The organism is Citricoccus sp. I39-566 (assembly GCF_031432995.1).
Classification (GTDB): Bacteria; Actinomycetota; Actinomycetes; order Actinomycetales; family Micrococcaceae; genus Citricoccus; species Citricoccus nitrophenolicus_A.
The window spans coordinates 2,850,596-2,869,998 of sequence record NZ_CP133842.1 but is presented as its reverse complement, the minus strand read 5'-3'; the positions used below and the strand labels follow the sequence as shown (position 1 = coordinate 2,869,998).

The 19,403-nt window shown below is 72.0% G+C and carries 14 protein-coding genes and 1 tRNA gene; 9 read left to right on the top strand and 6 right to left on the bottom strand.

What is annotated here, in order from left to right:
* The first annotated feature begins 33 nt into the window (after window positions 1-33).
* From RE421_RS13100 to RE421_RS13090, 3 genes are all read left to right on the top strand, one after another.
* Entirely contained in the window at window positions 34-1,206 is a 1,173-nt protein-coding gene (locus tag RE421_RS13100; RefSeq protein ID WP_309810722.1) for a S16 family serine protease, read from the top strand.
* A 157-nt stretch (window positions 1,207-1,363) separates the two neighbouring features.
* Window positions 1,364-4,495: a UPF0182 family protein gene (locus RE421_RS13095; RefSeq protein ID WP_396134502.1), complete on the top strand. Its 3,132-nt coding sequence runs from the start codon at window positions 1,364-1,366 to the stop codon at window positions 4,493-4,495.
* A gap of 183 nt (window positions 4,496-4,678) precedes the next feature.
* Window positions 4,679-4,752 (top strand) — tRNA-Met (locus RE421_RS13090).
* Between the two features lie 193 nt (window positions 4,753-4,945).
* Here RE421_RS13090 and RE421_RS13085 read toward each other — a convergent pair.
* Complete coding sequence (locus RE421_RS13085; protein ID WP_309810719.1) at window positions 4,946-5,737, bottom strand: PspA/IM30 family protein; 792 nt, start codon at window positions 5,735-5,737, stop codon at window positions 4,946-4,948.
* Window positions 5,738-5,857: 120 nt separating this feature from the next.
* Window positions 5,858-7,987, bottom strand: coding sequence for a TPM domain-containing protein (locus tag RE421_RS13080; protein WP_309810716.1), 2,130 nt, complete (start codon window positions 7,985-7,987; stop codon window positions 5,858-5,860).
* A gap of 317 nt (window positions 7,988-8,304) precedes the next feature.
* Here RE421_RS13080 and RE421_RS13075 point away from each other — a divergent pair, with 317 nt between their 5' ends.
* Both RE421_RS13075 and RE421_RS13070 read left to right on the top strand, forming a co-directional pair.
* Window positions 8,305-9,723, top strand: a complete 1,419-nt coding sequence (locus RE421_RS13075) for a trypsin-like peptidase domain-containing protein (RefSeq protein ID WP_309810713.1) — start codon at window positions 8,305-8,307, stop codon at window positions 9,721-9,723.
* Between the two features lie 23 nt (window positions 9,724-9,746).
* Window positions 9,747-10,571, top strand: coding sequence for a PIG-L deacetylase family protein (locus RE421_RS13070; RefSeq protein ID WP_309810709.1), 825 nt, complete (start codon window positions 9,747-9,749; stop codon window positions 10,569-10,571).
* Between the two features lie 6 nt (window positions 10,572-10,577).
* Here RE421_RS13070 and RE421_RS13065 read toward each other — a convergent pair whose 3' ends face one another.
* From RE421_RS13065 to RE421_RS13050, 4 genes are all read right to left on the bottom strand, one after another.
* Window positions 10,578-12,104 (bottom strand): anti-sigma factor domain-containing protein, encoded by a 1,527-nt coding sequence (locus RE421_RS13065; protein ID WP_309810706.1) that lies wholly within the window; start codon window positions 12,102-12,104, stop codon window positions 10,578-10,580.
* An 86-nt stretch (window positions 12,105-12,190) separates the two neighbouring features.
* Window positions 12,191-12,646, bottom strand: a complete 456-nt coding sequence (locus tag RE421_RS13060) for a tRNA (cytidine(34)-2'-O)-methyltransferase (protein ID WP_309817419.1) — start codon at window positions 12,644-12,646, stop codon at window positions 12,191-12,193.
* Between the two features lie 186 nt (window positions 12,647-12,832).
* Window positions 12,833-13,795, bottom strand: coding sequence for a DnaJ domain-containing protein (locus tag RE421_RS13055; protein ID WP_309810703.1), 963 nt, complete (start codon window positions 13,793-13,795; stop codon window positions 12,833-12,835).
* Window positions 13,792-14,631, bottom strand: coding sequence for a pyrimidine reductase family protein (locus RE421_RS13050; RefSeq protein ID WP_309810698.1), 840 nt, complete (start codon window positions 14,629-14,631; stop codon window positions 13,792-13,794). The genes RE421_RS13055 and RE421_RS13050 overlap by 4 nt, the downstream gene beginning before the upstream one ends.
* A 183-nt stretch (window positions 14,632-14,814) precedes the next feature.
* On the opposite strand from RE421_RS13050, the gene RE421_RS13045 reads away from it, so the two are divergent.
* Genes RE421_RS13045 through mnmA form a run of 4 tightly spaced genes read left to right on the top strand, consistent with a single transcriptional unit; the run spans window position 14,815 to window position 19,391 of the window.
* Window positions 14,815-15,828, top strand: a complete 1,014-nt coding sequence (locus RE421_RS13045) for a hypothetical protein (protein ID WP_309810697.1) — start codon at window positions 14,815-14,817, stop codon at window positions 15,826-15,828.
* The gene (locus tag RE421_RS13040; protein WP_309810695.1) at window positions 15,825-16,889 is read left to right on the top strand and encodes a diacylglycerol kinase family protein; all 1,065 of its coding nucleotides are present in this window, start codon (window positions 15,825-15,827) and stop codon (window positions 16,887-16,889) included. The genes RE421_RS13045 and RE421_RS13040 overlap by 4 nt, the downstream gene beginning before the upstream one ends.
* A 34-nt stretch (window positions 16,890-16,923) precedes the next feature.
* Window positions 16,924-18,264 (top strand): cysteine desulfurase family protein, encoded by a 1,341-nt coding sequence (locus RE421_RS13035; protein WP_309810692.1) that lies wholly within the window; start codon window positions 16,924-16,926, stop codon window positions 18,262-18,264.
* Window positions 18,261-19,391, top strand: a complete 1,131-nt coding sequence (mnmA, locus tag RE421_RS13030) for a tRNA 2-thiouridine(34) synthase MnmA (RefSeq protein ID WP_309810689.1) — start codon at window positions 18,261-18,263, stop codon at window positions 19,389-19,391. Before RE421_RS13035 ends, mnmA begins: the two co-directional genes overlap by 4 nt.
* Window positions 19,392-19,403: the final 12 nt, after the last annotated feature.

Below are 19,403 nucleotides of genomic sequence, written 5' to 3'. Positions count from 1 at the left end.
CGGGGCAGTTTTTGTGAAGACGGGTGCCCTGACGTGTCAGAGAGCGGACACCAGCCGACGGCGGCGCCGGCCGCGCCCGGTTCCGTGACCCCGGACGCCAGCGGACAGCCCACCGGGTCCCACGCACCCACCGATCTGGCGGCGTGGACCAGGCGAACGCGAGCGGGCCGACGTCGCCGGCGGGTCACCACCGTGGCCGGTGCCGTGGCCGGGCTGCTGACGCTCACCGCCGTGGTGCTACCGAGCCCGTACATCATCGAATCGCCCGGGCCGACGTTCAACACCATCGGCGAGTTCGAGGGCGAGCCGGTGATCTCCGTCAGCGGCGCCGAGACGTATCCCACGGACGGGAACCTGGACCTGACCACCGTGTACGTGTCCGGCCCGCCGACCGGCTGGACCACGTTCCTGGACGTGGTCCGCAGTGGGATCACGCCCGTCGAGGCCGTCATCCCGCAGGAGCTCGTCTACCCCTCCGGCACCACCTCGGACGAGGTCACCGCGGAGAACACGGAGGCCATGGCCACCTCGCAGAGCTGGGCCGTGGCGGCCGCCCTGGAGAACATGGGGATCGACTACCGGCAGACCCTGTTCGTGGCCGGATTCACCGAGGAGTCGCGGGCTGCCGGCCTGCTGGAGCCGAAGGACCAGCTGGTGACAGCGGACGGCGTGGAGGTGACCGGGCTCGAGGGCCTGAAGGGCCGGCTGAACGCCTCCGGCGGTGAGGACGTGGAACTCGGGATCGTTCGCGGTGGGGAGGAACTCGAGATCGAGGTCCCCGTCTACCCGGGCGCCGAGGGGGAGTGGCTGATGGGCGTCTACCTCGATTCGGACTTCGAGTTCCCCCTGGACGTCTCCGTCACCCTAGAGAACGTGGGCGGACCGAGCGCCGGCATGATGTTCGCCCTGGGGATCATCGACGAGCTGACCCCGGGAGCCCTGGCCGGTGGCCGGCACATCGCCGGGACGGGGACCATCGATCCGGACGGCACGGTCGGGGAGATCGGCGGCATCGTGCAGAAGGTCTCCGGCGCCGCGGACAGCGGAGCCGAGGTGTTCCTGGCCCCGGAGGGCAACTGCGCCGAGCTCGCGGGCCGCACCCCGGACGGGATCTCGGTGTACTCCGTGGCCACCTTGGAGCAGGCCCGCTCCGTGGTCGAGGCCGTGGGCAGCGGCGGTACGCCGCAGGTGCCGACATGCGGCTGATCGGGACCGCCCGGAGGGCGACCCAGCGCCGGGCCGGCCGGGGCACGATCCTGTGGGAACACCTCCCGGGATCCCACCACAGACTTCGGCGGACATGCAGTGCCGCCAACGCAGTGCAGGACACGATCGGCGCGAGGGCGCAGAGGGGCAAGGACACGTGAGTTTCGGACAAGGATTTGGTGGTCTCTTCGGGGGATCAGACGAGGGACGCGGCAATGACCGCGGGACGGGTGGTTCCGGCGGCCTGTTCGGCGGCGGGCCCGGGGGCCAGGGCGGTCCGGGGGGACCCGGCGGGCCCGGCCAGCCGGGCCAGCCCTCCCGGCCAGGAGGCGGGTCCTCCTCCGGCGGGACGGGCTCGCGACGGCCCTCGGCGCTCGTGCTCACCATTGTGGCGCTGGCGGTGCTCGTGGTGGCGTTCATGTTCTTCGCCGGCGTGTACGCGGATGTGCTCTGGTACAACCAGGTCGAGTTCTCCGAGGTCTTCTGGACGGAGATCTGGACCCGCGCCGCGTTGTTCGCCGCCGCCGGCATCCTGATGGGCGTGGCCGTCTGGCTGTCCATGTGGCTTGCCTGGCGGGCCCGCCCGAAGAACCTGCAGAGCCAGACCCGGGACTCCCTCGCGCAGTACCAGCGGCAGCTTGAGCCGATGCGCCGCCTGGTGTTCATCGGCATCCCGGCCGTCATCGGTTTCTTCGCCGGTTCCGCGGCCATGAACGCGTGGCAGGACGTCCTGCTGTTCTTCAACCAGGAGCCCTACGGCCAGACGGACCCCGAGTTCGGTCTGGACTACATGTTCTACATGGCCAGCCTGCCGTTTTTCGGCCTGATCATCGGCTTCCTCATCTCCGTGGTGCTGATCGCCGGCATCGCCGGCCTGCTGGTGCACTACCTGTACGGCAGCATCCGCGTGAAGGAGCAGGGCGGACTGGTCATCGAGTCCGCCGCCCGCGTGCACCTCGGCGTCTTCGTGGCGCTGTTCCTCGTGCTGCAGGCCGGCAACTACTGGCTGAACCGCTACCGGACCCTGCAGTCGCAGGACGGCAACTGGGCCGGTGCCATGTACACGGACGTCAACGCCGTGATCCCGACCTCCACCATCCTCGCCGTGGCCGCCGCGCTGGTGGCCATCCTCTTCATCGTCACGGCCATCACCGGCAAGTGGCGGATCTCCCTGGTCGGCGCCGCCGGCCTGGTCATCGCCGCGATCGTGGCCGGCGCCGCCTACCCGTTCCTGATCCAGGAGTACCAGGTCAAGCCCTCCGAGGTCACCCTGGAACAGGACTACATCGACCGCAACATCGAGCACACGCGTGAGGCCTACGGGCTGGCTGACGTGGAGTCCACCAACTACGCCGGGGAGACCGCCGCCGAGGCCGGCAGCCTCGCCGAGGAGTCGGCGAACACCGAGAACATCCGCCTGATGGACCCGAACCTGCTCTCCCGCACGTTCGGCCAGCTGCAGCAGTTCCGGCCCTACTACGGCTTCCCCGAGACCCTGCACGTGGATCGCTACGACGTGGACGGCCAGACGCAGGACACCATCATCTCCGTGCGTGACATCAACGTGGACCCCACGTCCTCCTGGGTGAACCAGCACATCACGTACACGCACGGCTACGGCGTGGTCGCGGCGGACGCCTCCGAGGTGGCCGCCGGCGGGCGCCCGTCCTTCCTGCTCTCCGGCATCCCGACCTCCGGTGAGCTGGGCAGCGACGAGACCTATGAGCCGCGGATCTACTTCGGCATGAACTCGCCGAGCTACTCGATCGTGGGTGCCCCCGAGGGCGCCCCGGAGCGTGAGCGCGACCGCCCGCAGGATGCCTCGAGCGACCAGGACACCACGTACACCTTCTCCGGTGAGGGCGGCCCGTCCGTGGGCGGCTTCTTCAACCAGCTGGTCTACGCCATCAAGTTCGGTTCCACGGAGATCCTGCTGTCCTCGGACGTGAACTCCGAGTCGCAGATCCTCTACGATCGCAACCCGCTGGAGCGCGTCCAGAAGGTTGCCCCCTACCTGACCGTGGACTCCAACGCCTACCCCGCCATCGTGGACGGGCGCGTGCAGTGGATCGTGGAGGGCTACACCACCTCCAACGACTTCCCCTACTCGACCGGCCAGCAGCTGGACTCGGCCACGCGGGACGCCCTGAACACGGATGCGGCGTCCAACCTGACCGGTCAGGTCAACTACATCCGGAATTCGGTCAAGGCCACCGTGGACGCCTATGACGGCTCGGTGACTCTGTACGCCTGGGACGAGGAGGACCCGCTGCTGAAGGCCTGGCAGAAGGTCTACCCGAGCTCCCTGGAGCCGTACTCGGAGATGAGCGCAGGACTCATGGACCACGTCCGCTACCCGGAGGACATGTTCAAGGTCCAGCGCGAGTTGCTGGGGCGATACCACGTGACCAATCCGGTCGACTTCTACGAGAACAACGACGCCTGGTCCGTGCCGGTGGATCCCACCCAGGACGATGACACGGTCAAGCAGCCGCCGTACTACATGTCCCTGCGCATGCCCGGCAAGGACGAGCCGGCGTTCTCCCTGACCAACACCTACATCCCGCAGCTCACGCAGGGTGCCCAGCAGCGCAACGTGCTCTACGGGTTCCTGTCCGCCAACGGCGACGCGGGCACCGGTGAGGACGGGGTGAAGTCGGAGGACTACGGCCACCTGCAGCTGCTGGAGTTGCCGCGCCAGACAGCCATCCCGGGACCGGGTCAGGCACAGGCGAACTTCGACTCCAACGCCCAGGTCTCCCAGGAGCTGAACCTGCTGCGCCAGGGCGCCTCCGAGGTCATCAACGGCAACCTCATCACCCTGCCGGTGGCCCAGGGCATCCTGTACGTCCAGCCGGTCTACATCCAGTCGACCGGGCCGACGTCCTACCCCACGTTGCGCAAGGTGCTCGTCTCCTTCGGTGACGAGGTCGGCTTCGCCAACACCCTCGAGGAGGCGCTGGACCAGGTGTTCGAGGGGGACTCGGGCGCCTCCACGGCGGACGGCCAGGACCCGACCGAGGGCGAGGGCGAGCCGGGCTCGCAGCCGGCCCCGCCGGAGAGCCAGAGCGCGCAGGAACAGCTCGGCCAGGCCCTCCAGGACGCCAACGAGGCCATCATGGCCTCGGAGGAGGCCATGGCCAGCGGCGACTGGACCGCCTACGGTGAGGCCCAGACCCGCCTCAACGAGGCGCTGTCCCGTGCCCTGGAGGCCGACGAATCCATCCGCGGCGAGGCCATGCCCGAGGAGGGCACCGAGCCGCCGGCCGAGGAGGGCACCGAGGGCTGACCCGCTCGGCCCCGCCTCATCCCACCCAGCAGGGGCCGCCGCCCGGAGCGATCCGGGCGGCGGCCCCTGCTGTCTGCCGCACCCGAGGTGGAGGGAAGATGAACGGGCGCTGTCCGGTGGCGGACATCACGGTGACCTCGATTTGGTGTTCCGGCACGGCCCGCGTATAGTCATATGAGTCGCCGCGGGGTGGAGCAGTTCGGTAGCTCGCCGGGCTCATAACCCGGAGGTCGCAAGTTCAAATCTTGCCCCCGCAACGTGAAGGGAAAACCCCCGAACCATTGGTTCGGGGGTTTTCTGCTGTCCGGGACCGGGGGCGGGGTGGCCTCGGTTCCGGACGGCGGGAACGACGACGGCCCCCCGCCTTCCCCGGGGACCTGCGGGAACCGCAGGTGGACCGGGAGGCGAGGGGCCGTCGTCGTGGGCCAGGCCGGAGGCCCGGTGCGGGGCTCAGCTGTTGGTGGTGGCACCTTCGCTGTAGTCCAGCTCGGACTCCCCGGCGGGGGTGTTGCCGGCCGTCAGGGACGGGGTGCCGCCGGCCTTGAGGGCGGCCAGGCGGGCCTCGACCTCGGTCTGCTCGCCCAGGTCCTCCAGGGACTCGAACTGGGCGTCCAGGGAGGACGCGGCCAGCTCGTTCTGGCCGCGTACGCGGGCCTCCTCGCGGCGGACCTTCTCCTCGAAGCGGTTGACCTCGGAGGAGGGGTCCATGATGTCGATGGACTTCACGGCGTCGTGCACCGCGGACTGCGCCTGGGCGGACTTCGCGCGGGCGGTCAGCTCGTCACGCTTGGACACGAGCTGACGGCGCTTGTCGTTCATCTTGTCCAAGCCGTCCTTGAGCTTGTCCACGATCTCGGTCTGCGAGGCGATGGTCGGCTCGGCGGCCTTGGCGGACTTCTCGGCGTCCATCTGGCGCTCGATGGCGACCTTGGCGAGGTTGTCGAACTTGTCCGCGGAGGCGGTGTCCCCGGTGGTGCGGAACTGGTCTGCCTTGGTGGAGGCGGCCAGGGCCTTCTGGCCCCAGCTCTTGGAGGCGTCCAGGTCCTCGTTGTAGTCGTCCTGGATCATGCGCAGGTTGCCGATGGTCTGGGCCACGGCAGCCTCAGCCTCGGAGATGCTGTTGGTGTAGTCGCGGACCATCTGGTCCAGCATCTTCTGCGGGTCTTCGGCCTTGTCCAGCATCGAGTTGATGTTGGCCTTGGCCAGGGTTGCAATACGGCCGAAAATGGACTGCTTTACCACGTTGTCGCCTTCCGCTCATTCCGTGAGGGCCCCGGGTTTTCCGGAGCTCTGTCTCCCGTGCCCCGCTTGACGGGCGTTGGGCTCCCGCGCCTCGCGGCGCCGGAAATCTCTGTCCTGTGTCTAGAAACTACCGCCACCGAAGTCCCCGAAGCCACCGCCGCCACCGAAGTCTCCGCCGCCCAGGCCGCCGCCACCGCCGAAGCCGCCGAAGCCACCGCCGCCCCAGTCACCGTGGTCGCCGTCCCCGCCGAGGATGCCGCCCATCAGGATGCCGCCGAGGATGGCGCCGCCGAGACCGGCGCCGAAGCCGCCGCCACCCCCGCCGCCGTAGCCGCCACGGCCGCCGTACCCGGCACCGGCGTAGCCGCCGCCCCACTGGTTGAGGTCCTGCTGCGCCAGCTGGCTCGCCCGGTCCGCCAGGGAGCTGGACTGGTGGGCGAGGTTCAGCGCGGTCACGGGGTCCTGGCCGGAGAGCCGGGCCGCCTCCTGCAGGGTGCGCTCGGCCTCGGCCAGCTTGGTGCGGGCCTGACTGCCCACGGCGCCGCGCCGGGCGGCGATGAAGTCCTGGGTGCCGTCGATCTGGGCCTGTGCCTGCAGCATGGCGGACTGCAGGGCAGCGGCGGCCCGGCGCTCCTGGTCCTGGCGGTCCCGGATCCCGCCGAGCGGGGCGTCGAGCTGCCGGTGGGCCTGCTCCAGCGACTGCAGCAGCCGGAAGGGCGCCGGCCGGCCCGAGGCGATCTCCGACTTCACCCGGGTCAGCGTCTGCTCCATGCCGGCCGCCGGTCCCGCGAGCTCGGGGTGCTGTCCTGCCGCCACGAGCGCCTGGGCCTGGGCCAGGTCCTGCTGGGACTGGTTGACACCGGTCTGCAGGTTCTCCAGGGCGCTCTCGAGGTGCTGGCGGGCCTTGGCCACGGCCTCCACCAGGGTGGTGGTCTGGGCCACCGCCTCCTCGCCGGCCCGGATCGCCAGCACCGCGGTGGAGGGATCGGAGGCGTTCAGGGACTCCTCGGCCTTCGCTGCGGCCGAGCGGACGAACTCCAGGCGCTCCCTGGCCTGCGTGGCGTTGTCGGTGACCTCGGCCAGCGCCACGTCCGCGTACCGCTGGTGCAGGTCCACGAGCTCCTGTTCGGCCCGGGCCACCGTGTCCGAGACCTCGTCGGCGCGGGCGTTGAGGGACTCCAGGGCGGCGCCGGCGTTCTTCTCCAGGTCGCGGAGCTCGTCGAACTCCCGGGTGTGGGCGGAGAGGGATTCGTTGACTGCCTTGCACCGGGCGATGATGTCCTTGAGCCAGGCGCGCTGCTGCTCCTCCGTGTCAGGGATGTGGTCGTCCAGCTGGTTCTGCAGCTTGTAGGACTCGCGCATGTGGTCCTTGGCGGTCTCGATGTCCTTCGTGAACGTCTCGACCGACTGCTCGCCGTAGGAGGCCATGGCGAAACCGACCTCCTGCTCCGAGGACCGGATGGCGTCATCCGCGCCGACCAGCATGGAGCCGGCCCTGACGCGCAGGTCCTCCACGGACATCTCGTCCAGCGGGTCCTTGGGTCCCTGCGCCCCGCGCGCGGACTGACCCTGCTGCTCCGCCCTGGACTTGTTGCGGCGCATCAGGGCGTAGCCGCCGCCGGCGAGGGCGGCCACGGCCACGCCGCCGGCGATCCAGCCGCCGGCACCGCCTCCCTCACCCGACGTGGAGGATCCGGAGACGCGGCCGTCCGCGGCGTCCACGATCCCGTTCACCGTCGAGAGCGCCACCGCCTCCCAGTCGTCCTCGCCCACGGACGGCAACTCTGGGGCGATGTACTCCTGGACGATCTCGTTCTGCAGCGGGTAGATGCTGTTGGCCTGGTCGGCGCCATAGCGGTAGTCGCCCGACTCCACGGACACGGCCAGCAGGGAATCGGTGGACCCCATCGAGTTGGCCTCCGTCACCTCCAGCGCCCACTCGCTGGGATCCATGGTCTGACCGGCCTCATCCGTGAACTCATCCACGTACACCACGAAGAGGTTCTGTCCCTCCTCGGCGCGCAGGTCATTGATGGCCTGGGTGATCTCCTGCTCCTGGGCGGAGGTCAGCACCTCGGCCTCGTCCACCACGAAGGTACGCGGGGGGATGTCCACGGGGGCCTCGGCCCACGCCGCGTCCGCGAGCGCCAGTCCGCAGACCGTGACCAGCCCGGAGGCCGCCAGCGCGGTGGCGGTCAGGACGGCGGGGGAGAGACGGCGGGACGGGACCGCGCGGGCCTGGGACTTCATGGATCACCCTTCTGGGGGTACTGGGGGTACACGTGGGACGGTGGCTCTGGTGAGAAGTCTATGGGTCCCTTCCTGACGTTTGCCATGAACCGCGGTGAAGGGGAGTGCGCCAGGGGCGAACCACTTCAGGGTGTTGTCAGGTTTCGCTCAGGCAATACGCTCCAATCGAACAGCAACACGCGGGAGGATGGTCTGCGCGAACAGGCCACCACCAGTGCGGTGGCTGGCAGGAAAGGATGACGACCATGCATGACGCGGACCACCCGGGCACCGGGGGAATCGAAGGAACCGAGGGCACCGGTGGACCGGGCGGCGGTATGAGACCCGTCCCCCCGCGTCCGGAGTCGCCACCCGCGTCAGGGCAGGTCTCCGCCAGCCGCGAACCCTACCTGCAGGGGCAGGACACGCGATCCCTGCCGCAGGTGGCCGCTCCGGCGGGATCCGGGAAGACCTCCACGAAGGCCCCGACGAGGCGCCGCACCGTGGGCGTCGGCACCCTGATCGCGGGCATGCTGATCGCGGGCCTGGCCGGCGGCGGCGTGGCAGCCGGGGTCAACGCGGCCACCGGCGAGGAGGCCGGCCCGTCCGGCACCGGCACCGGGTCCGTCCAGGAACAGGGGCACGGCCTGGACATCAACCGCTCCGAGGACGCCACGGCCGTCACGGCGGCGGCCGCCAAGGCGGCCCCGTCCGTGGTGACGCTGTCCGTCTCGGGCGGCCAGGCCACCGGCTCGGGTTCGGGCGTCATCCTGGACGAGGAGGGGCACATCCTGACGAACACGCACGTGGTGACCCTGGGTGGCCAGTCCGGCTCGGCGGACGTGACGGTCCAGACGGCCGACGGCCAGGTGCACTCCGCCAGCGTGGTCGGCACCGATCCCGAGTCGGACCTCGCCGTGGTCAAGATCGAGGCCGAGGGGCTGACCCCCATCGAGATCGGGGACTCCTCGGAGCTCAATGTCGGTGACTCGGCCATCGCGATCGGCGCCCCGCTGGGTCTGTCGGGCACCGTGACGGACGGGATCGTCTCCAAGCTGAACCGCACCATCTCCGTGGCGTCCTCCGCGGTGCCCGAGGACAGCGGCGAGGGTGGCGGCGGAAACGCCCCCGAGTTCGAGATCCCCGGTTTCCCGGCACCGGAGCAGCAACAGCCCCAGGGCTCCATCTACATCAACGTCATCCAGACGGACGCGGCCATCAATCCGGGCAACTCGGGCGGTGCGCTCGTGGATGCCCAGGGCCGCCTGATCGGCATCAACGTGGCCATCGCCTCCGCCGGGGGCTCCTCGTCCACGGATTCCTCCGGCAACATCGGCGTGGGCTTCTCCATCCCGATCGACCACGCCCAGCGGGTGGCCCAGGACCTCATCGAGACCGGCGAGGCCACCCACGGATTCCTCGGGGTCTCCGTCACGCCACAGCCTGCGACCCCGTCCGGCGGTGAGCCGGAAGCCGAGGCCAGCGGTGCGGGCGACCAGTCCGCGCAGGCCTCCGGCGGCTTCAGCGCCGGCGCCCGGGTGGTCGAGGTGGTCGAGGGCAGCCCGGCGGCCGACGCCGGGCTGCAGGAGGGGGACATCATCACCGGCGTCGGCGACCGGCCGGTGGCGGACAGCCAGTCCCTGACCGCCGTGGTGCGCGAGTACCCGGAGGGTGATACGGCCACCGTGCACTTCACCCGGGACGGCCAGGAGCAGTCCGCGGACGTCACCTTCGTCTCGGATGCGGAGCAGGAGTAGCCGCAGGGGGCACCATGGAGGACATGATGCCCTTGACGACCCCCGCTGAACTCGCCGCCGAGCACGGATGGACCACGGTCCTGGCCTTCGGCGCCCATCCGGACGACCTGGACTTCGGCGCGGCTGCCACGGTGGCGGGGCTGACACGGGCGGGCGTGGAGGTCACCTACGTGGTCATGACGGACGGAGACGCGGGGGGCTTCGAGGCCGAGAACCAGCACACCATGACCGAGCGGCGCCACCGCGAACAGCGCGAGGCCGCGGCCCACCTCGGCGTGCGGGACGTGGAGTACCTGGGGGAGCGGGACGGCTACCTCGAGCCGTCCCACGCCGTGCAGGCCAAGGTGGTGGAGGCGATGCGGCGGCACCGGCCGGACGCGGTGTTCACCATGTCCCCGGAGCGGGACTGGAGCCGGCTGCAGCGCTCGCACCCGGACCACCTCGCCGCCGGCGAGGCCGTGGTCCGAGCCAGCTACCCCGCCGTGGAGAACCCCTTCGCCTATCCGGAGCTGGCCGCCGGCGGGCTCGGGGCGTTCCACCTCAAGTGGCTCGTGGTGTACTGCCACCCCGCGGAGCGGTCCAACCTGGCGGTGGACGTGACGGGGTTCGAGCAGGACAAGCTGGCGGCCCTGCGGTTCCACGCCTCACAGCACCCGGACGTGCAGCGGATGGAGACCTTCGTCCTGGACGGCATGGAGCAGCTCCACCGGGACTGGACCAGCGCACACCGCCCGGAGGGGACCCCCGACACCGTGGACGCACCGAACGTGCCGGCGGCACCGCGGCGGTTCGTGGAGACCTTCCAGCTCGTCAGCGTCAACGACGCCTCCACCATCAGCGGTTTCTAGGCGGGCTCAGCCGCCCGAGGACGGGGTGGGCGTGTTGTTGGGGTGGCCTCCGTAGATCGGGCCCTGCGTCACCTGGTGGACCAGGTCCACGCTGCCGAGCGAGGCCGTCGTCGGGGTCTCCGAACCGCCCTCGGGCTCGAGGGTGACCACGAGCTCCCGGAAGCGCTCGACGCCGCGGAAGGTGACCGGGTCCTGGAGGTCCTCCGGGGTGTACGTGCCCAGGCTGTGCGGGGCCGAGCCGTCCGTGGGGAACAGCCACAGCTGGAACACGGCGCCCTCGTCCGGCACGGGCAGTCCGGCGAACGTCACGTAGGCCATGCCGGCGTCCTTGGACACGTGGCCCTGCATCGATCCGCCCTCGGCGAGCGAGACCTGCTGGGTGGTGAAGGAGTCCTCGGCCCGATTGACGGCGGCCACGATGTTCGGCCCCATGATCAGCCGCACGACGGTCCACAGGCCGAGGGCGAGCACGAGGAGGCCGGCCACCACGAGCATCCACTTCTTCACGGGGCGCCGCGAGGACTCACCGCCGGCGTGCTCGTCGGAGGGGCCCAGCCCGTCCACGAGTCCCATCCCCACGTCCTGCGCCGGCAGCCGGTGCAGCACCTCGTCCAGCAACTCCGACGGCGGCTCGGTCGCCAGCCCGCGGAACGCCCAGGTCACCGTGCGGCGGGCCGCCTCGATCCGGGCGCGCCACAGGGTGGTGAACTCGGGACCCTGGCGGGCCAGGAAGCGGTCGAGTTCCTCGCGCTCCGACCCGGTGACGGCGTCGAGGGCCACCAGGTCCGCCCACTCCTTGCCCAGGCCGTTCTCCAGGTCCTGGCTCAGGTTCAGCGTGAAGTTCCGCGTGGTGCCGGTCCGGGCGGCGATCTCCGGGGTGACGGCCCGCTGCAGGACCGGGTCCTCGCTGCCGGAACGGCCCAGGAACTTCTCCTGGTAGCGCGCGGAGATCCGCTGCACGGCGTCCCTCAGGCGCGACTTCACGGTGGGAACGGCCACGCCCAGCTCCTCGGCCACCTGGCGGTAGGTTCGCCCGCCGGCCCAGGCCAGGTCCAGGGCCTCGAACTGTGCCGGGGTCAGGATGCTCAGCACGGTGGTGGGCTCGCGGCGGCCGCCCTCGGAGGCTCCGGCGTTCTCCGGCAGCAGTCCCTCCCCGAATCCCGGCAGCGCGTCCTCGCGCAGCAGCCGCGTCATCGTGCCGTGGGCCAGCACCTCGAGCCAGCACAGCACGGAGCGGTGCCGCACCCTGGCCGAGTCCTCGTCGAACCGCTCGTACGGGGCCTCGTCCCAGGCGCGGAGGAAGGTGAGGACGGTGGCCTCCGCGGCGTCCGACTCGGCGGCGAAGAGCGCCGAGGCCATGCCGTAGACCCACGGCGCGGTGGCGTCATAGAACGCGGAGAACGACGCCTGGTCGCCCTCGCCGGCGAGCGCGAGCAGATCGTCGAGACCGGGCAGCCCGAGGTCGGCCGCCGACGGCGAGACGGCCGACGGGGCCGGGGTGTGGTCGGACAGGCCGGGGGCGTTCTTTTCCATGGTGGTCCCAGCATAGAAAGGCGGCCCTCTGACGCCCGGCCGCCACGCGGACCGTGATCGCACTGCAACCCGCGGGTGGGTGGTGGTCAGGAGCCGCCGGCGAATCCGTGCTGGCGCCAGGCCTCGTAGAGGGCAATCGAGGCGGAGTTCGCCAGGTTGAGGGACCGGCGGGAGGGCTGCATGGGCAGCCGCACGCGTCCGGTGATGCGGGGGTCGGCCAGGACCTCGGCCGGCAGCCCGGTGGACTCCCGGCCGAACAGCAGCACGTCACCGGGACCGTAGGCCACGTCCGTGAACAGCTGGTCCCCGCCCGAGGTGAAGGCGTAGACGCGGGCCGGCAGCAGGGCCGCGAAGGCCGTCGGGAGGTCGGGGTGCACCGTCATGACGGCGAGGTCGTGGTAGTCCAGTCCCGCCCGGCGCAGCTTGGCGTCGGAGAAGTCGAAGCCGACGGGTTCCACCAGGTGCAGCTCGGCGCCGGTGATGGCGGCCAGCCGGATAAGGTTGCCGGTGTTCCCGGGGATCTCCGGGGAGTGCAACAGGATGCGGAACCCCGGGGTGCCGGGTGCCGGGGCCCGCGGGGCGCCCCGGTGCGGGTTGTCCGGGAAGGGGCCCGGGCCGTCGTCGTGCTCGGGGTGAATGCGCGCGGGGTGAGGCACGGGGGGATGGGAAGGCACCCGACCATGGTAGTTCCTGGCCCCCGGGTGCGCCGTGACGGGCCGGTTCGCGGCTCAGTACATGGCGCCGAGCAGCCGGGCCAGCAGCCGGCGGTCCACGGTGGCGGCCCGGGAGCCGGTGCCGAGGAACATCTTGAGGTCCCGGCCGAATTGCAGGGGATTGGCGGGCGGGTCGGTCAGGAAGCCGGCGTCGGAGTCCAGTACGGAGCGCGTGCGGTCGAGTTGGATCACGGGCGCGTGGGGGTTGTCCTCGGGGCCCAGCACCAGCACGAACCCGCCCACCGTGCAGTCGGGGAAAGCCCGCTGCAGGGCCACCATGGCGGGGGCCAGGGACGGCGGGGAGAGCCGGCGGTCGCCCTTCCACAGCTCGGCCCCGTCCCAGCGGTAGACCCCGTCCGGGACCTGCAGGGACCCGATCACGGCCAGCCGGTCACCGCACAGCAGCACGTGGTCGATGGCCCCGGAGTTCAGCCGCCCGAAGGTCAGGTGCAGCCCGTTGACCAGCCGGGAGGCCGGCAGGGAGCCCAGCACGTGGGTCTGCACCGTCCGGATGGCGCGGGCCTCCCGGACCAGCCGGTGACCCGCCGGCAGGATGCCCCGCTTGCGCGGCGCCCCGTGGATCTGCTGGGAGCTGCGGGCCAGGTCCAGCACCATCTCGTCGTCCAGCGGGGGCACATAGGTGATGGTCCCGGATCCGGCACCCTGGCCGGCGCGTGGCCGGCCTGGGCGGGCGGTGGAGGAGGGGCCCGACGCCGGCCCACCGGTCCGCGCGCCCGTCCCGGAACCCTGGGCACTGGCCGGGCTGAAACCGCGGTCGTAGTCACGGCGCGCCTCCGGATCGCCCACGAGCTCCCAGGCCTGACTGACGAGCCGGAACTCAGCCGCGTCCCCACCGTAGTCCGGGTGCGTCCGGCGGGCGGCGCGGCGCCACGCGGCCTTGAGGACGGCGGTGTCTGCGTCGAAGGACACCCCGAGGACCTCGTAGGCGGACCGGCCGCCGAGATCGGCCGGGCTCACGATGCCCGGACCCCGGTCGCGCCAGCGGCGCGGCGGGGCTCGTGGCGGGGGAACACATACCGCAGGAACAGGGCGCCGTCCTCCTCGAGCAGGCCGACGAGGTCCAGGGCGGCCGCCTCCGGCAGGCCGGGCCCGCCTATGATGCGGATCCCCGAGGGGCCGGCCGCCAGCGGAGACAGGGACAGGCACAGCTCGTCGGCCAGTCCCGCCGCCGCGAAGGTCCCGAACAGGGCGGGACCGCCCTCGGAGTGGACCAGCCGGTGGCCCCGGCCGGCGAGCTCGGCGCGGATCCGGGCCGGCTCGGCCCGGCGCTCGCCGCAGTCCACCACGTCGGCGACCTCCTCGATCGCCCGTCTGCGGCCGGCGTCGGCCCCGGCCGTGGTGAGCACCAGCGGGCGCACCGGGGCGGTCCTCAGGAACTCGCCGTCCGGATCCAGGCCGAGCGAACCGCTGACGACGGCGATCCCCGGGTGCCCGGGCAGGCCGCGGTCCTCGCGCCAGGCGCGGTCCTCGGCGGAGACGAGCTCACCGGCGTACCCCTCGACGCGGAGGGTTCCGGCGCCGACGAGGATGACGTCGGCCGGCCGGCGGAGCAGGGCGAACAGCCGGCGGTCAGCCGCCGTGCCGAGTCCCCGCGAGTGCCCGTCCAGGGTGGCGGCGCCATCGGCGGAGGAGACGAAGTTGAACCGTACCCAGGGCCGGTGGCTCGCGCTGCCGGCGCCCTGCGTGCTGCCCGCCGGCGGAGTGTAGAAGGCGACGAGCTCGTCATCGCTGAGCTCCGCCGCGCTGCCGCGACTGGGCAGTCCGGAGGGGTAGGGATGCACCAGTGCTCTCATCGGGCGGCCCTTTCGGTCGTCGAGGCGGGGGCGGGCTCCTCGGGTGGGTGCGGCGGCGGGACCCTGGTCCGCCTGCAGACATTCTGGCAGCAACCGGTGCGTGGCGTGGAACGACAGTGCGGCGTGGAACGACCGGGGCGTGTTCCGGCGGCATCCGTGCGCCGCGATGGCACCATGAGTGGCATGCAACGCAGACCGCGGCCCCGGCCGGAGGCCCCCGAACTCCGGCTCCTCGACCCCGCCGAGGGTGCCTGGGTGGCCGGGATGCTGGAGGCAGGGGCCCGGATCGGCCACGTCGCCTCGACGGTTCCCGTGGGCGAACCGGCGCCCTACGAGGCCATCGCCCGGATCCTCCACCCGGTGCCCTGGCACCACCGTGACTGGACAGACGCCGCAGCGGGGAGGCTGCGCGGCCTCGGCCTCGTGCCGGAGGACTACGCGGACTTCCGGGACGAGCCGTCCTCGGAGGTCCGGACCCTCAACGCCTACGGCACCACCACGTGGCGGCAGGTGGCCGCGGACCACGGCACCGAGGTCCATGCCGGGGCGCAATGGGCGGACCTGGCCCGGGTGGACGGGGACGGCTCCTCGTTCTCGCGCCTGGACCCGGGGCTGGAATACGACGCCCCGTCCGTGGGAACGCTGGGCCAGCCGGCCATGGGGTTCCTGGCCGAGGTCCTCCTGCGTCACACCGGGACCCCGCGGGACCTCGTGCTGGGGCTGTGGCCGGGCTTCGGCTGGATGGACGGCGGCGGCGCCCTCTTCGGGCCGGCCGTGGAGGATGCCACCGGCGGGCGGCACTCCTCGCTGTCCCTGCCGCCGGCCTTCGGCCCGCGGACCACCCGGGCGCTGCGCCGGGGGACCGGCCTGTTGGACGTGGGCGGCGGATACCGGGAATACCTGCTGGTGCCCGACGACGGCACGCGGCTCCGGCGGCCGGAGTGGACCCGGGCGGTGCACCCGGCGTTCCCGGCAGGGGACGGTGCCGAGTACCAGTCGCCGCAGCTGGCCTGGCCGCGGGACCGCGCCTGGGCGCTCGCCAGTGAGATCGACCTCGACTCCACCCTGGTGGCCGGTTCCGCGGCGCTGGTTCGGGCGATCTGCACGCACCCGGGCCTCGAGGCCGTGGTGGTCCGGCCGGACACGGACCTGACCGCGTTCGCCGGTACGGTCAACCACCGGGATCCCGCCGGATGAGTCACCCCGCCGGCGGCCGACCCCACCTGCTGCTGTGCATCAACCCGGCCTCGGGGGTCGGGCGGGGCGCAGGGATCGGTGCGGAGGTCCTGGCCCGACTGCGCTCCGGCGGAGCCGACGTCGAGGTCCTGGCCGTCCACCGCGAGTCGCTTGACGGGTCCTCCTCGCGGGTGGCCGGCGGTCCGACCCCGGACGCGGACGACGAGCTGCCGGCCCGGCGGTACGAGACCGCCCTGGGACGGCGGCTGGACGGCGGGCCGCAACCGGCCGCCGTCGTAGTGGTGGGCGGGGACGGGATGGTGCACGTCACCGCCAACGTCCTGGCCGGCACGGGGATCCCCCTGGGCGTGGTCCCGGCCGGGACCGGCAATGACACCGTGCGGGCCCTGGGCTGGGCCGAGGCCGGCGTGGCGGAGTCCACCGAGCGCATCCTGGGCGCGCTGGGACGTCCGCCCGGGGCGATCGACCTCGCGAGGGTGGAGCTGGGGGACCTCGGGGCCGCGGGAGCCGGGGCCGCCGGCGGTGGGACAGCCGTGGTCCGGTATGCGGTCTCGGGGGTGAACGTCGCCTTCGACGCCGCCGTGAACGCCACCGCGAACAGCCTGCGGTGGCCCCGCGGCGGCCTGCGGTACGTGCTGGCCGTGCTCATGGAGCTCACGCGGTACCGCCCGGCCGGACTGCGGACGCTGCTGGACGGCGCGGAAGGGGCCAGCGGACCGGCGTTCCTGCTGTGCGTCATGAACGGCCGGTTCATCGGCGGGGGAATGGAGGTCACCCCCGGCACGCGCCTGGACGACGGCATCCTGGAGGTCTTCCACGTCCCGCCGATGCATCCCGTCCGGTTCCTGCGCGTCTTCCCCCGGGTCTTCTCCGGCCGGCACACCGATCTCCCCGAGGTCACCATCCGGCCGGCGCGTTCGGTGCGGATCGAGCGGGTGGGGCGGGGACCATCCGAGCGGGAGTCCGTGGTGTTCGGCGATGGCGAGCCCCTGGGGCAGCTGCCGGCCACGGTGACCGTGGCCCCCGGGATGCTGGCCGTGCTGGGCGGGGCGGAATCCTGAGGCCGGAGGCCTCCAGCGCTCCTACACTGGAGGCATGAGCACCTCCGAGCCCCGGAACCGCGTGTACCTCGACCATGCCGCCACCACCGCCATCCGCCCCGTGGCCCTTGACGCCTTCACCTCCAGCTCCCTGACGGTGGGGAACCAGTCCTCGTTGCACCAGTCCGGACGGGGTGCCAAGCTGCGGGTGGAGACCGCCCGGGACGCCCTCGCCGCCGCGGTGGGCGCCCACCCGAGCGAGGTCGTCTTCACCTCCGGGGGCACCGAGTCGGACAACCTGGCCCTCAAGGGCCTGTACTGGGCCCGCCGGGACGCCACCCGGGCGGCCGGGCGCCCGGAGTGCCACCGGATCGTGCTCACCGGGATGGAGCACCACGCCATCCTGGACACGGCCACCTGGCTGGAGACCCACGAGGGAGCCCAGCTCGACTTCGTGCCGGTCCACGCCGACGGCATGGTGGACCTGGAGGCCTGGCGCCAGACCCTGTCCCGCGAGCCGGAGACCATCGCGGTGGCGACCCTGATGTGGGTCAACAATGAGATCGGCACCGTCCAGCCCGTCTCCCGGGCCGCCGCGATCGCCGCCGAGTACGGGGTCCCCTTCCACACCGACGCCGTGCAGGCCCTGGGCACCGTGCCGGTGGACTTCCCGGCCTCCGGTGCCACCACTCTGGCCGTGAGCGGTCACAAGATCGGAGCGCCCGTGGGGGTCGGCGCCCTGCTGGTGCGCCGTGACGCCACCCTGACCCCCGTGCAGCACGGGGGCGGGCAGGAACGGGACATCCGCTCCGGCACCATCCCGGCGGCCCTCATCGAGGCGTTCGCGGCCGCCGCCACGGAGGCCCGGGCCCATCTGGACGGGGAGCGGGAACGGCTCGGTTCCCTGCGGGACCGGCTGATCGAGGGCATCCGGGAGCTGATCCCCGAGGCCCGGCTCACCGGGCCGGAGGACCTCGACCCGCAGACGGGGGAGCGCCTGCCGGCCGGCACCCGGCGTTCCCCGGGCAACGCCCACTTCATCTTCCCCGGCTGCGAGGGGGACTCGATCCTGTTCGGCCTGGACATGGTGGGCGTGGAGGCCTCCACGGGCTCCGCCTGCTCGGCCGGGGTCCCGCGCCCCTCCCACGTGCTGCTGACCCTCGGCGTCGACGAGGACCAGGCGCGTTCCGTGCAGCGCTTCTCCCTCGGGCATACATCCACGGCCGCCGACGTTGAGCAGGTGTTGTCCGTGCTGCCGGAGGTCCATGCCTCCGCGCGCCGCGCCGGCATGGCCGGGCACACCTCCACGATCCGGACGGCCAACAGCACGCCGGTCACCAGCACACCGACCCGGACATCGTCCAGCACCACCTCGAAGGGAGACCTCAGCGTATGAAGGTCCTGGCCGCCATGAGCGGGGGAGTCGATTCCGCCGTCGCCGCAGCCCGAGCGGTGGACGCCGGCCACGAGGTGGTCGGGGTGCACCTGGCGCTGTCCCGCATGCCCGGGACCCTGCGCACCGGTTCCCGCGGCTGCTGCACCATCGAGGACTCCCGGGACGCCTGGCGCGCCTGTGAGAGGCTCGGCATCCCCTTCTACACGTGGGACTTCTCCGAGCGGTTCAAGGAGGACGTGGTGGACGACTTCGTGGCCGAGTACGCCGCCGGCCGCACCCCGAACCCCTGCATGCGCTGCAACGAGCGCATCAAGTTCGCCGCGCTGCTGGAGAAGGCGCTGGCCCTGGGCTTCGACGCCGTCTGCACCGGCCACTACGCGAAGGTCGTCCGCACCGACGCCGGCGCCCTGGAGCTGCACCGTGCGGCCGACTGGGCCAAGGACCAGTCCTATGTGCTGGGCGTGTTGACCGCCGAGCAGCTCGAGCACTCGATGTTCCCGCTGGCTGACACCCCGTCCAAGGACCTGGTCCGGGCCGAGGCCGCCGAGCGTGGGCTCACCGTGGCCGCCAAGCCGGACTCCCATGACATCTGCTTCATCCCGGACGGGGACACGCGCGGCTGGCTGAACGAGCGCCTCGAGATGACCGAGGGGGACATCCTGGACACGGAGGGCGAACGCCTCGGCTCTCACCCCGGCGCGCACGCCTTCACGGTGGGCCAGCGCAAGGGGCTGAACATCGGCCGCCCCGCCGCGGACGGCCGGCCCCGCTTCGTCCTGGAGGTCCGGCCCAAGGACAACACGGTGGTGGTCGGCCCCCGGGAGATGCTCGCCGTGGACCGGGTCACCGGCATCCGGCCGTCCTGGGCGGGCGCCCCGCTGGCCGAGGAGGCCACCGGCAGCTGGTTCGACTGCCACCTGCAGGTCCGGGCCCACGGTGACCCGGTCCCCGCCCGCGCCCGGGTGGAGCGCGATCAGGAGGGGTCCGACGCCGGCACCTGGATCATCGAGCTCCACGAACCCCTCACCGGGGTCGCCCCCGGCCAGACCGCCGTGCTATACCAGGGCACCCGGGTGCTCGGCCAGGCCACGATCGACGCCGCCTCCAGCGCCGCCCGGGTCGCCTGACCCCCACACGGG